Source organism: Pseudoalteromonas sp. S1609, from assembly GCF_005887255.1.
Taxonomy (GTDB): Bacteria; Pseudomonadota; Gammaproteobacteria; order Enterobacterales; family Alteromonadaceae; genus Pseudoalteromonas.
The window spans coordinates 65,709-79,283 of sequence record NZ_PNDJ01000055.1 but is presented as its reverse complement, the minus strand read 5'-3'; the positions used below and the strand labels follow the sequence as shown (position 1 = coordinate 79,283).

Below are 13,575 nucleotides of genomic sequence, written 5' to 3'. Positions count from 1 at the left end.
GTATTTAGGCAAGGCAGAGCCTATGTGGTGTGGTTATTCCCCATAAATAGGCGATAACGCAGCATCAATGCCAAACAGGCGCTGCCCGAAGGGTTCTGCCTAGGGGCGATTTACTCTTTGTTGCTCGGTTTTTACTTAGCCCACTAGGTTACAAACCTCGCGCCGCGATTAAACCGCCCCTAGTTTGAACAAATTTTAATCCGCAAAGGTCAACAGACCCTAGTAATGAATAACAGTACGAATACTCTTACCTTCGTGCATTAAATCAAAGGCATCGTTAATTTCTTCAAGGCTCATGGTATGGGTAATAAAATCATTAAGAGCGAATTCACCCGCCATGTAACGCTCTACAATTTCAGGAAGTTGCGAACGACCTTTAACGCCTCCAAATGCGCTACCACGCCATACACGGCCAGTAACAAGTTGGAACGGGCGAGTTGAAATTTCTTGGCCAGCACCAGCTACACCAATAATTACAGATTCTCCCCAGCCTTTATGACAACACTCAAGGGCAGAGCGCATTACATCAACGTTACCAATACATTCAAATGAGTAATCAACACCGCCGTCGGTCATCTCTACAATCACTTCTTGAATTGGCTTGTCGAAGTCTTTTGGATTAATTAAGTCGGTAGCACCGAGTTTAGTCGCAAGATCAAACTTAGAGGTGTTAATATCAATACCAATAATACGGCTTGCACCAGCCATTTTGGCGCCAATAATGGCCGACAAACCAATGCCACCTAGACCAAAAATTGCCACCGTATCGCCCGTTGTTACTTTTGCCGTATTTGTTACAGCGCCCATACCGGTAGTGACACCGCAGCCCAATAAGCAAATTTCCTCTAAAGAGGCTTCTTTATTTACTTTAGCTAGCGAGATTTCAGGAAGTACTGTGTATTCAGAAAAGGTCGACGTCCCCATATAGTGATAAATTGGTTGGCCGTCTTTGAAAAATCGCGTTGTGCCATCTGGCATTAAGCCTTTGCCTTGTGTTTCGCGTACAGCAGAGCACAAGTTGGTTTTACCTGAAGTACACATTTTGCATTCACCACATTCTGCGGTGTATAGAGGAATAACGTGATCGCCAACTTCTACACTTGTAACGCCTTCGCCCACAGCGTAAACCACCCCGGCACCTTCATGGCCTAAAATAGCGGGGAAAATGCCTTCAGGATCTTCACCTGATAAAGTAAAAGCATCTGTATGGCATACACCTGTGGCAGTAATTTTTACCATCACTTCGCCTTTTTTAGGCATCATCACGTCAACTTCTTCAACGCTTAAAGGCTGATTAGGGCCCCAGGCAATCGCTGCTTTTGATTTTATAAATTCAGACATGTGTATATCCTTTGTAGTGGTTTGAATATCAATTGTAGACCCAAACTGATTGGGTGATGTGTCTATTGTATTTATTTCTATAACAATGATAATCTCTAAATTAATAAAACACTTTTACAGTATGGTAATAATAATGCGTTGGGAAGGGATTGATGAGTTTATTGCTGTTGGCGAAGAGGGAAGTTTTACTCAAGCTGCACAGGCGTTGGGTCTATCGGTTGCCCATATTAGCCGCCATGTTACTAAGCTTGAGCAACGGTTAAATACCCAACTTTTAACGCGTACGACCCGAAAGGTGGTATTAACCAAAGAAGGTGAGCAGTTTTTACACCAAGTAAAACATTTACAACACGCTATGGATGAAGCCACTCAGGGGCTCGCGTCTGTGCAAACATCCCCTAAAGGTAAAATTAAATTAACCGCACCGGTTATGTATGGTGAAAGTTTTATTATGCCGATAGTGCATTCGTTTATGCATGATCACCCCGAGGTAGAAGTAATCGCAACGCTCTCTAACGAGCAAGAAAACTTGCTGGAGGGCGGCTTTGATTTAGCCATTCGATTAGGCCATTTAAAAGATTCGAGTTTAAAAGCGCGACGCTTGAGCTCTCGGCGATTTATTATGTGTGCTGCACCAAGCTATTTAGCGCGTTTTGGCGAACCCCACACGTTAGGTGAACTTAACCAGCATCAATGCTTAATTGGTAACAGTAGTTATTGGCGAGTAAATGAAAACGGTCGTGACAAACATATTAAAGTAGCAGGGAGGTTGCATTGCAATAGCGGTTGGGCACTGGTTGACGGCGCTAAAAAAGGGTTGGGTATTGTTCAGTTGCCGGATTACTACATAGAGAATGAGACAAAAACAGGGCAGTTAGTACCAATATTAACAGCTTATCAACCTCAGCAAGAGGGTGTGTGGGGGCTCTATCCTCCTCGGCAATTTGTTGCTACTAATGTACGGGTATTACTTGATTATCTAGTAACAGGATTAAAAGTTTAGCTTGGCTTAGTGATTTGCTTATAATATAGCCAAGTATAAGATTTATAAATTATTTCTTACATTTATGGTGATATTCAATTGCGCTGAGTTCGTGCTACTATAAAGCCACACTTTTAGCATTAATGTTTTAATTAATATGTTTCAACCTGTTAGCCTGTTTATCGGACTTAGATATAGTCGCTCTTCCAAAGGCAATGCGTTTATTTCGTTTATTTCTTTTTTTTCTATTGCAGGTATAGCGATTGGTTTAATGGCGCTCTTTACAGTAAGTAGTGTCATGAACGGTTTTGAAAGCAGCCTGAAAACGAATATGCTCGGACTCATTCCACACGTTGAAGTGCAGGCAAAACAACACTCTAAAGCGCAAATGAATACTCTTAAAGCTGATCTTGAGCAATCACCGTATGTTGATCATGTTAGTTTATACCGCCATGGTGAAGCTATACTGCAAACCAATAAAGACCTGCATGGTGTGCTGCTGCAAGGGCTCTATGATAATGATGGCTCGCTTTATAAAATCACTGACAAAGTAGTGCAGGGGAATTGGCAAAGTGTATTAAATAATAATTATCACATTGCTATTAGCCGTTATCTAAGCCGTAAACTCGGCGTTAGCTTGGGCGATAAACTGCGCGTTATTATGCCCAATGCGTCAACTTATACTCCCCTTGGTCGTGTCCCTAGCCAGCGTTTATTCAAAATTGCTGCTATTTACGAAACTGGTTCAGAAATTGACATGGGACTGGCATTTACCAGTGGTGTGTCATTGCAACGAGTATTAAAGCAAAGTAGCTCTACACCCCCTAATTTAAGTGTGTCACTGCATGAGCCATTTGCACTTGATGAATTTATTCAAGACAGCCAACTTATTCTGAAGAATTTTAAATACACCGATTGGCGCAGTAGCCAAGGCACTTTATTTGCCGCTGTGGCGATGGAGAAACGCATTATGTCTATGTTATTGGGCTTAATCGTGCTGGTGGCGGTATTCAATATTGTGTCGGCGCTCACCATGATGGTGAGTGAAAAACAAAGCGAAGTTGCGATACTGCAGACACTAGGGCTAACGCCAAGCCAAGTACAAACTGTATTTATGGTTCAAGGTTTATATAACGGTGTGATTGGTACGGCAGTAGGTGCCTCTTTAGGTATTTTATTTAGCTTATATATTAATGAACTGCTGGCATTGGTTGGCTTAAATTTATTATCGGGGATTTCACTGCCGGTCAAATTTGATGCGCTTAGCTTAAGTGTGATTGCGCTTTTAAGCTTAGCAATGAGCTTTTTAGCGACTTTATATCCTGCGCGCCAGGCCGCTAAAGTAAACCCAGCCGAGGTATTACGTTATGAATGATTTAGTAATTAGTTGTGAACAAATAAGTAAAGTGTACCAAGACGGGCAAAACCAAGTTGAGGTATTAAAAGGGGTTGATTTAGCCCTAACCCAAGGTGAAATGCTAGCTATTGTAGGTAGCTCAGGTTCAGGTAAAAGTACCTTATTGCATATTTTGGGTACCTTAGATACCGCCAGTTCTGGCAGTGCAAAAATCAAAAACCAAGATGTGGCTAAACTTTCTCGCAGCCAACAAGCCGCGTTTAGAAATCAAAACTTAGGGTTTATTTACCAATTTCATCATTTATTAATGGAATTTAGTGCGGTTGAAAATGTTGCTATGCCACTGTTAATAAAAGGCTTGAGTGCCAAAGAATCAAATGTAAAAGCGCTCGACATGCTCGATAAAGTCGGCCTTGCGCACAGAAGTAGCCATAAACCGTCGGCACTTTCTGGTGGCGAACGCCAACGTGTTGCCATAGCGCGTGCTTTAGTGATTGAGCCTGCACTGGTTCTTGCAGATGAGCCAACGGGTAATTTAGATAAGCAAAACGCGATTAAAATTTACGATTTAATTAATCAGCTAAATAAAAGTTTAAACACCAGTTTTGTGGTGGTGACTCATGATTTAGAGCTTGCCGACAAGCTGGGTAAAATAGCGTATTTAGATGATGGTAAATTATCAATAAAAGAGTCAAACCATGTTGCTTAGTGCCTTTATAAGTAAACGTTTCAGAGCCTATTCAGGCCATAAAGATGAAAAAAACGCGTTTGTTAGTTTTATTGCTAAGGCATCTACTATTGGTATTTTACTTGGTGTTGCCGTTTTAATTGTGGCGTTATCGGTGATCAATGGTTTTGAACAACAATTGGTTCATCGTTTATTAAGTGTAGTGCCACAAGTTGAATATGTAGCACCAAGCAGGCCGATTGCTGATTGGCCCAGCAAAGTCGAAAAATTAAAACAGCAACCACAAGTAACAGGAGCAGCCCCATTTATAGCAGTAAATGGTATGGCGCAATTTAAAAGCCAATTAAAAGCAGTTGAAATACGAGGTGTTGAGCCTTCGCTAGAGAGCGACGTATCAGCGGTTAACCAATTTACACAAGGTAAATTAGTCAGTCAGCTAGCACTTGAGGATGTTATTTTAGGCAAGCAAATTGTCACTCAACTTAATATATCAATAGGCGACAATGTCACTTTATTGATCCCACAAATTAGTGAAAAAGGACAATCATTACTTGCGCCAAAACGGGTTACGTTAACACTCGCAGGCATTATAGAAATGGGCGGGCCTATTGATAGCAGTGCCGCGTTTATTCACCTTAGCAAAGCACAACAAACCTTAGGTTACGATCAAAGCCAAGTAACCGGCCTACGTTTACGGGTTGATGATGTGTTTGCAGCGCACCAAATAGCGTTGAGAGTAGGGCAAACTGTTACTGATTACGTGTATATATCGAGTTGGTTTAGAACCCAAGGCAGCTTGTATCAAGACATTCAAATGGTGCGCACGATTGTTTATATTGTGGTGTTTTTAATTATTGCAGTCGCCAGTTTTAACATTGTTTCGTCATTAGTGATGGAAGTGCGCGAAAAAGAAGGCAATATTGCCATTTTAAAAACTATGGGTGCCAAAGACAGTACCATATTGGCTACTTTTGTAATGCAAGGCTTAACTCAAGCATTTGTTGGCGTAGTTTTAGGCTCTATTATTGGCGTTATTCTAGCAATCAATATTAGTGAGCTCTTTACTTGGCTGAGTTTATTGCTGGGTGAAAATCCGCTAGAAGGTGTGTATTTTATCGAATTCTTACCGAGTAAATTAGTTTGGCAAGATATAGTGTTAACTGTTATTGCCACCTTTGTGCTTGCAATATTGGCGACGCTGTATCCAGCATGGCAAGCAACACGTGTTGATCCGGCAAAAGTATTGGGTAATTAAACACAGTATTTAATAGGGCGCTTAGTGTAACTCTGATAAACTGCGCCGCTATTAAACAGCTTTTGTTTGCTGAGCACTTATTTTACCTGGGATTTACTTTGACACATAACGATATTTTACGCCGTATTCGCTACACCTTTGATTTAACCGATTCAGCAATGGTTGACGTGTTCGCCGCTGCAGAGCACAGCGTCAGCACAGAGCAGGTGATTGCATGGTTAACTAAAGAGGGCGAGCAAGGTTACACCCCAATAAGTGACACCGAATTTGCGGTATTTTTAAATGGCTTTATAAACACCAAGCGCGGTAAACGTGACGGTGAGCAGCCAATCCCAGAGACTAAATTAAACAATAATATTATTTTTATGAAATTACGTATTGCTTTAAATATGAAAGCAGAGGACGTAATTGCCACACTCGCCTTGGTTGATTTTGATTTAAGTAAGCATGAACTCAGTGCATTTTCACGTAAAGTTGAAAACAAACATTACCGTGTGTGTAACGATCAAGTTTTACGTCTATTTTTAACTGGTGTACAGCGTACTTTTCGCCCAGATGGCGATAAAGCTTAATGTATTTTATGGAGGTTGGTTAGCAATCTCCATTTAAACCTCTTAAACTGACTTACTAAAACCTACGCTATTATTAGTCTTATCCTTCTACAACTTCAGTCTTATAAAGCATTTTATGTTGTCGCTCTCGTAAAAACGTAGAGTCGTATTTTGTTTTACTATTTTTTTAATACTTTTAACGTGTTATTCATTAAAACTGGTGTTTTTAGCATATAAATTCTTTTTTAACGGGTTTTTATACAGAAGAAACAACAATTTAATTCAACATCAAACACGTGCATCCAGTTTATTTATGATGTTAAAGTGTAAAAATAATGATCGCATAATCAATTTCTCCACTAAATAATAACATTGATCATTTTTCCTGTTTCGAATTTAAAAATACCTACATGGAAGAGTAAATATGGATTATATACACAAAACTATTTCGCAATTAAAGCAGACGAGTCCTGCGCAATGTGAGTTTTATCAAGCTGTAGAAGAAGTGCTAGACTCGCTAGAGCCTATATTTTCGCAAACCAGTCATTACCAACAACAAGCAATTATTCAAAGAATGGTAGAGCCAGAGCGCCAGTTAATGTTTCGTGTGCCTTGGGTTGATGACGAGGGCAATATTCAAGTCAATAAAGGCTACCGTATCGAATTTAATTCGGCGTTGGGGCCATATAAAGGCGGCTTACGTTTTCATCCAAGTGTGAATGCCAGCATAATAAAGTTTTTAGGGTTCGAACAAATTTTTAAAAATGCACTAACTGGTTTGCCTATAGGTGGTGGCAAAGGAGGCGCTAATTTTGATCCTAAAGGACGCTCTGATGGCGAGATAATGCGTTTTTGCCAATCGTTTATGACCGAGTTATATCGCCATATCGGCCCTACAACCGATGTACCTGCAGGGGATATTGGCGTAGGGGCGAGAGAAATTGGTTATATGTTTGGCCAATACAAACGCTTAACAGGGCGCTATGAAGGCGTACTAACCGGTAAAAGTTTACTTTGGGGCGGATCGCTAGCTCGCAAAGAAGCAACGGGTTATGGCGCAGTGTATTTTGCTAACTATATGCTTGAAGATCGTGATGACAGCTTATCAGGAAAACGCTGTTTAATTTCAGGCTCAGGCAATGTGGCAATTTATGCCATGGAAAAATTATATCAACAAGGGGCTACGCCTATCACCTGTAGTGACTCAAAAGGCACTTTGTACGATGAGAGTGGCATTGACTTAAAACTTATTAAGCAATTAAAAGAGCACTCACGAGGATGCTTAAGTGACTACCTAGATACTCATCCTCATGCCAAGTATACGCCTCGTGATGAGTACCCTCAAGATGGTCATGCGGTATGGCGTTACAGTGCGGATGCGGCTTTTCCTTGTGCTACACAAAATGAATTAACCCAAGCGGATGCAAAAGCACTACTTGAAAATGGCTGTACTTTAGTCAGTGAAGGAGCAAATATGCCTTCAACCAAAGAAGCGATTGATTGCTTTATTGAAGCAAAAATTGCTTATGGACCTGGCAAAGCAGCAAATGCAGGTGGGGTGGCAACGAGCCAATTAGAAATGGCACAAAATGCCAGTATGCAAAGCTGGACATTTGAGCAAGTAGATGAAAAGTTAAAGCAAATAATGAAAGATATTTTCACAACAGCTAACGATACCGCAAAAGAATTTAATCAACCCGGTAACTTGTTACTTGGTGCAAATATTGCTGGATTTAGACGTGTAGCAGATGCAATGATTGAACAAGGTGTGGTGTAACAGCTCGGTTAATATATAATTTTTAGTAGCTTATACCTGTTTGATAGTGACATTTAATAAGTGTTGAACGAACAGGCAGGTATGAGCGAAAGATAGTTATTGAAGTGAGGTGTCATTAGCTAAGTTATATTAAAAGGGCACTTTCGTCATTTCTACATATTCAAATAATCTACAAAAAGCATAATATTTATAACTAGCAATAGCTTACACTATTTGTTATTAATATAAGTTCATAAAATGAGGATGTTTTTCGTGAAAATAGATAAACTGTCCTCTAATAAAGCTGTGACATGCAAAAAGGAATTTCGTATGAATATCAATGCAACAATTCTCGGTCAATTTATTTTTATATCAATGATCGTAATAACTGGTTTAAGCTTTTATCTCGGTAAACGTAAAACCCAAAATGTTAAAACAACAACCTTTATTGGTTTTTTATTGTCATTTATACCGCTATTAGGTTTAATATTTGTCGCAGTTTTGGCACTCAAAAACGATGTTATAAATAATAATGACTCTACTATTTAGGTGCTTAATTTTATATAAAATCCATTTTAATTTTTCTAAAACAGTTGGTTAGGCTCTGAACCATTACATATTGAAACCACTGTTTAGTGCGCTTAATATGACGTTAAAAGGCCTAATCTAACCCCAGCTTAAATTTAAAATGAATACGTGTCGAAAATATTCAATACCTATATTGAGACAAAAGCTATCTTAGCTCCAACTACATTTAAGGAGGTGAGATATGTTTTTTCGTGCAAATTATTTTGAGCTAGCACCTAAAGCAATACAGATTCTGATGAACCAAGAAGACTATCTGCGTAAGCAATTTAGTATTTCAGAAACAGTAACAATCCCGATCTGGGAATTGATTAAACTAAGAGTGTCGCAGATGAATCAGTGTGCCTTTTGTATTGATATGCACAGCAAAGACGCATTGAGTCATGGGGAATCTCATGAACGTATTATTGGCTTAAGTGCATGGCGTAATATGCCTTTATATTCTAAGACAGAACTAGCTGCGCTCGATTGGGCTGAATATTTGACCCTAGCTAACCCCGTAGACGAAGAGTTCTATAAGAATACGGTAGAAGTATTAGGTGAAAAAGCTGTAGTGGATTTGACCATTGCGATTAATGCTATCAATAGCTGGAATCGAATTGCTAAGACGTTTATGCCAGAGGTAGGCAGCTATAAACCGTAATAAATTATTTGAACAGGCATTTAATTTTCAGTTGTCTCAACCATCGGGGCAGCTGTCTGCGTTTGTGCAGGGAGTATGGTCAGCATCTGTACGGCAACCGGTTCCGATAGTAAAGCCGCTGTATTCTGATGCTGGCAGTGGCATTATTTTTAACCTTGTTGGTGAGGTGATGATTGGCAATGAAACCCTGCCGGAAGGTGTCATTATGCTTGCTATAAATAAACAGACTGAGAATATTGTTCTGCAATCTGGAGCACAACTCTCAGGCATTCGTTTCCATCCAGCCATTTGCTATGGTGTTTTGGGACAGCATTACGACAAGCCAACACTATTATTGCCAGAAGAAGACCAGCTTTATAACCTTTATAGGGTTTATAATGATCTCCGAATTCAAAAAGACATTGAAAGGCGAATTGAAACTCTGCACCGCTGGGCAGATAAAAACCTAGATTTTACCAAAGTAATTCCAGGCCCTCTGAAGAAAGCACTCATGCATATCGATCAGGACGAAACGCCGGGGCAACTAAGTGCAAGTATTGATTTGAGCCAACGGCAAATTGAGCGTATTTTTAAACTTTGGCTAGAAATGACTCCCAAACATTATCAGCGGATTTTAAGGGTTAAAAAAACAATCAGCTTTTTACGAACATACAAAAAAGCAAACTTAGCGGATGTTGCTCACCAATTTGGATTTAGTGATCAGGCGCATATGACACGGGAATTTCGTACTTTTGCATGTATTACGCCAGGGCAAATAGAGTGAGTTTTTGGCTTTCATGCTTGGTTACTGCCGGTAAATGTTTTTCAGCTAACCCAATAAAACTAATTTCGTGCAAAGCCTATTTATCAAATCATTAAACAGGACAAAAATAGTTGGCATTTGCTCCCTTTTTCGCTTATTTTAGCCAACCATTTTTTGCCTCATAATGAGGTATCACTTTTGTAGGAAACGCACGATGAAAACAATAATCTTCAGTCTTTTAATAGTCACTACTTTATTTTCAGCTAGCACGTTAGCAAATAATGATTCGCAATACGAACAAATGGCAAAGCAACTTTCAAAACAGCTAGAAACTTCCTTGAAAGTAATGAATAACCCAAAGTTAATTAAAGCCAATGCAAAATATATAAAAAGTTTATATGAAGCTTTGGTTGAAGAGGGTTTTACTAAAGAGCAAGCATTACAACTCGTTGCAGCAACTCTAGCAAGCAAAAAGTAAAACTAACGAGCCTAGTAACCATGGAATACTAACAGCTCACTCAGTTTTGCTTCGCTTCACATTTTAGCAAATTACTACCAGCCCCTCCTGCGGGGCTATGGATCAAAACGGAGACTGGAGTATAACTATGCTATTAGCTAATCTCTTACACCGCGTTAGCTTAAGCTGACACCCATTCTAAAAATTCAATATGTAAAAGCGGACTTGTATTTTGAATTTGATACAGTTTTAACAGATAAATAAAGTGACTGTTTTTAGATTTTATTCGCCTCATATCTAACTGATAATGCCAACTAATAAATTTGGAGTTTATCTGATAGGTTAGCACTAGCGATTATTTCTGTAATTGGTAAAATTTTACCAATCCTTTTGATAGCCCAATAGGAAAGGTCGAGTAATGATCGCTTCCTTCAACAACTTCCTCTTCTAGCTTTAATTTTTGGTAATTACGTGAGCGCAATTGATTCGCAAACTTCACATGACCTGCGACCATATCTTCTTTCATGCCATTTTCTAACGTTTCTAATGCGCCAGTTGCCATAAATACATTAGCCTGCAGCGATGTGTTTTTCTGGGCATATTTATTTTCTAAATCAAATATCCAATTATTCTTAAACCAGAGTGAAGGGCTGGTTAAGATATAAGTAGAAAACAACTCAGGCTTGGTCAACAATACCCAAGCGGCAAAAGATCCCCCCAATGATTGCCCAGACAATATTCTTTGTTCAGGGTTAACTCGGTAATTGCGCTCAATGTACTGAAAGATTTCTTTTTCAATAAATGCTAAGTATTCAGTTGCTCCACCTGTGGTGTATTTTGTCCAGCTCTGATCAACGACAGGTGTTAAATCTCTAACTCGACTAAATTGACCGTCTTCTCCGTGAGCAAATGAAATACCAACAATAATGACTTTATCCATGTCTCGAACATGAGTGACACCAGCAGCTACTTTAAAAGTATAAGGTCCATCATTTAAGTAAAGTACAGGGTATTTTTTAGATTTATTCTCTACTAAGAAATAACTACGGGGTACTTTGATATATAAATCGTATTTCTTACCCAGCACTGTGGATTTAATTGTTACTACTTTACTGTTAGCAATTTCAAAACGATGGCCTTCAGCGAGTGCAAGATTGTTGCAAATTATATTGAGCATAAAAATTAAAGCTAAGTATTTTACAAAACACGAGGAGGAAAAAATTAAACTGCATATTGTAATAAAAGTAGTCGGTTTCATTTTGGCTAAATCCTTTGCTATCGATAATGTTAAAGTTGAAAAGTTTTTAGTATGACAAACAGTAACTTGATGATCATCTAACATTTTATCCAGTTTCAAACTCAAAGTGCGACACGTGTCACGGTGTTGCGTTTTAACATACAGGATGTTAACGTGCGACACAAGTCACACCTCCTGAGTGTTTATATGAAACCCAATTCAACAGAGTTAGAAATACTGAAATTACTTTGGAAAAAACAGCCACGTACAGCCAAAGAGATTCATGAACACTTAGAATCAAAGTATGGCTGGTCATACTCATCTACACGTAAAACCTTAGAAAGAATGGGCAATAAAGGAATTTTAGAGGTGGGCTCCTCTGGCAACAAAAAAACCTTTAAAGCATTAATTGAGAAAATACCGACGCTAGCATCTTATATGCAGGAATTCGCAACCAATGTTTTAGAGTTAGATGAACCACTCCCTGTCACTATGTTCGCTGATAGCCGTTTAATAAATAAAGCTGAAGTCGATGAATTAGAGGAATTGTTAAATCAACTTTCAAAGGATGAAAAACAAAAATAGTGGACTCTTTCATTATTCAATTCATAGTAAATAGTATTTTTCCTTGGCTTATATTTTCTGGGCTTGTTTATGTTTGCTCATCTTATATAACCAAGCACGACAATACCTCGCCAGGTATTTGGTGGTCTGCGCTTATAGCCAGCTTTTTACCTTTTATTCCTTTATCTCTTGGCACTATTAATATACCTATCCCTGATTTCGATTATATAAGCTCTAGTTTGCAAAGCGCACAAATAGTAAAGCAAGCCAGTATAACCCATGTAAGTTTGCAGAAAATTGATTTAATCTCAACAGCGCTAATTGTTGGTTACTTTGGTTTTACCTGCTTAAAACTCGTTAAATTATTGCTTGTGTGGCAGAAACTCAAAAGCTTAACGAGATCTTCTGAATTAATAAATGAGCTGTCGACCAGTAAGGTGAAGATTGTCATTTCCTCGCAAAACCACAGTCCCTTTGTCATTGGTATAACAACAGCCTATGTTGTGCTACCTGATTATTTTTCATCCCTAAATAAAGATCAGCAAGGCATTTTGATTCAACACGAGCTAACCCATATTACAAACAAAGATCATATTACGATTCTTTTATGGAGGATCTTAAGCATCGTTTTATGGATAAACCCATTTGTTAAAAAGATGGAATGGCAGTTTATTCGCGCTATGGAGCATAGGTGTGATAGACATACAATATGTCGCTTTAATCTCAACAAACATGATTATGCTAAGGCACTGCTGCAATCATTAAAAAAGAGCATTCAATTTAGTAACAATAATCCAGTCGCTCAATTTAATTCTGCTGTGCTTTGTGCTGATGATTACAAAGCGAGGCTTTCAAACATTGCTTCGCCATCGAGTAAAAGCAAACTTGCTTTAACTTTTAAGTTCTCCTTAATGATACTGGTTATTTTTAGTCTGCATACATTTTTAAAAGACCCCGCAATGACAGGGAAGCTCACTTGGCAACATCCACTAAATAGCCATACGATCAGCTCAACATTTCGTAGCATAAGCAAAGTCAGAGGATATAAACCGCATCGAGGTATAGACTATGTTGCCCAAAGAGGAAGCCCTGTGCTGTCTGCTGCAGATGGAGTAATAGTTATTTCAGGTAACAAAACCTTGCATTCGAACTATGGAAATACTGTATTAATTCAACATAAAAGTGGCTATCAAACGTTATATGCGCACCTAGAATCAAGTGACGCTAAAGTCGGCTCTTGGGTTAAAGCAGGGCAGGTTATTGGTATCATTGGTGATACAGGTAAAACGACAGGGGTTCATCTGCACTTTGAAGTAATTAAAGACAACCAAAGAGTTGATCCTAGTTTAGTTCTCGTTACTAAATCATAAAATAATGGCTTTTGTTTCAAATGTTTATAGAGTTATAAAGGTGTAAT

Annotated in this window: 14 protein-coding genes; 12 read left to right on the top strand and 2 right to left on the bottom strand. The window is 38.8% G+C overall.

Features of this window, described 5'->3' with window-relative positions; genetic code table 11:
- Positions 1-219: 219 nt before the first annotated feature.
- Positions 220-1,341 (bottom strand): S-(hydroxymethyl)glutathione dehydrogenase/class III alcohol dehydrogenase, encoded by a 1,122-nt coding sequence (locus CWB76_RS14520; RefSeq protein ID WP_138608554.1) that lies wholly within the window; start codon positions 1,339-1,341, stop codon positions 220-222.
- Between the two features lie 130 nt (positions 1,342-1,471).
- Between CWB76_RS14520 and CWB76_RS14515 the strand changes: the two genes are divergently transcribed.
- The 10 genes from CWB76_RS14515 (at position 1,472) to CWB76_RS14470 (ending at position 10,378) form a co-directional block, all read left to right on the top strand.
- Entirely contained in the window at positions 1,472-2,344 is an 873-nt protein-coding gene (locus CWB76_RS14515) for a LysR family transcriptional regulator (RefSeq protein ID WP_171039641.1), read from the top strand.
- A gap of 136 nt (positions 2,345-2,480) precedes the next feature.
- A complete protein-coding gene (locus CWB76_RS14510; protein ID WP_138569599.1) occupies positions 2,481-3,698 on the top strand; it encodes a lipoprotein-releasing ABC transporter permease subunit in 1,218 nt (405 codons plus the stop codon).
- Entirely contained in the window at positions 3,691-4,389 is a 699-nt protein-coding gene (gene lolD, locus CWB76_RS14505; RefSeq protein WP_138608549.1) for a lipoprotein-releasing ABC transporter ATP-binding protein LolD, read from the top strand. The genes CWB76_RS14510 and lolD overlap by 8 nt, the downstream gene beginning before the upstream one ends.
- Complete coding sequence (locus CWB76_RS14500) at positions 4,379-5,623, top strand: lipoprotein-releasing ABC transporter permease subunit (RefSeq protein WP_076920259.1); 1,245 nt, start codon at positions 4,379-4,381, stop codon at positions 5,621-5,623. Before lolD ends, CWB76_RS14500 begins: the two co-directional genes overlap by 11 nt.
- A 98-nt stretch (positions 5,624-5,721) precedes the next feature.
- A complete protein-coding gene (locus tag CWB76_RS14495; RefSeq protein WP_138608547.1) occupies positions 5,722-6,195 on the top strand; it encodes a YehS family protein in 474 nt (157 codons plus the stop codon).
- A 403-nt stretch (positions 6,196-6,598) separates the two neighbouring features.
- Positions 6,599-7,951 (top strand): NADP-specific glutamate dehydrogenase, encoded by a 1,353-nt coding sequence (gdhA, locus tag CWB76_RS14490; protein WP_138608545.1) that lies wholly within the window; start codon positions 6,599-6,601, stop codon positions 7,949-7,951.
- Between the two features lie 309 nt (positions 7,952-8,260).
- Complete coding sequence (locus CWB76_RS14485) at positions 8,261-8,479, top strand: hypothetical protein (protein ID WP_138608544.1); 219 nt, start codon at positions 8,261-8,263, stop codon at positions 8,477-8,479.
- Between the two features lie 220 nt (positions 8,480-8,699).
- Complete coding sequence (locus tag CWB76_RS14480; RefSeq protein ID WP_138608542.1) at positions 8,700-9,158, top strand: carboxymuconolactone decarboxylase family protein; 459 nt, start codon at positions 8,700-8,702, stop codon at positions 9,156-9,158.
- Positions 9,159-9,189: 31 nt separating this feature from the next.
- Positions 9,190-9,921: an AraC family transcriptional regulator gene (locus CWB76_RS14475; RefSeq protein WP_249363181.1), complete on the top strand. Its 732-nt coding sequence runs from the start codon at positions 9,190-9,192 to the stop codon at positions 9,919-9,921.
- A 193-nt stretch (positions 9,922-10,114) separates the two neighbouring features.
- The gene (locus tag CWB76_RS14470) at positions 10,115-10,378 is read left to right on the top strand and encodes a hypothetical protein (protein WP_138608541.1); all 264 of its coding nucleotides are present in this window, start codon (positions 10,115-10,117) and stop codon (positions 10,376-10,378) included.
- A gap of 334 nt (positions 10,379-10,712) precedes the next feature.
- Here CWB76_RS14470 and CWB76_RS14465 read toward each other — a convergent pair whose 3' ends face one another.
- Positions 10,713-11,699 (bottom strand): alpha/beta hydrolase, encoded by a 987-nt coding sequence (locus tag CWB76_RS14465; RefSeq protein WP_249363180.1) that lies wholly within the window; start codon positions 11,697-11,699, stop codon positions 10,713-10,715.
- 102 nt (positions 11,700-11,801) lie between these two features.
- Between CWB76_RS14465 and CWB76_RS14460 the strand changes: the two genes are divergently transcribed.
- Both CWB76_RS14460 and CWB76_RS14455 read left to right on the top strand, forming a co-directional pair.
- On the top strand, positions 11,802-12,179 hold the full coding sequence (locus CWB76_RS14460; RefSeq protein WP_138608539.1) for a BlaI/MecI/CopY family transcriptional regulator: 378 nt from the start codon (positions 11,802-11,804) through the stop codon (positions 12,177-12,179).
- A complete protein-coding gene (locus tag CWB76_RS14455) occupies positions 12,179-13,528 on the top strand; it encodes a M23/M56 family metallopeptidase (protein ID WP_138608536.1) in 1,350 nt (449 codons plus the stop codon). The genes CWB76_RS14460 and CWB76_RS14455 overlap by 1 nt, the downstream gene beginning before the upstream one ends.
- The last annotated feature ends 47 nt before the right edge of the window (positions 13,529-13,575 follow it).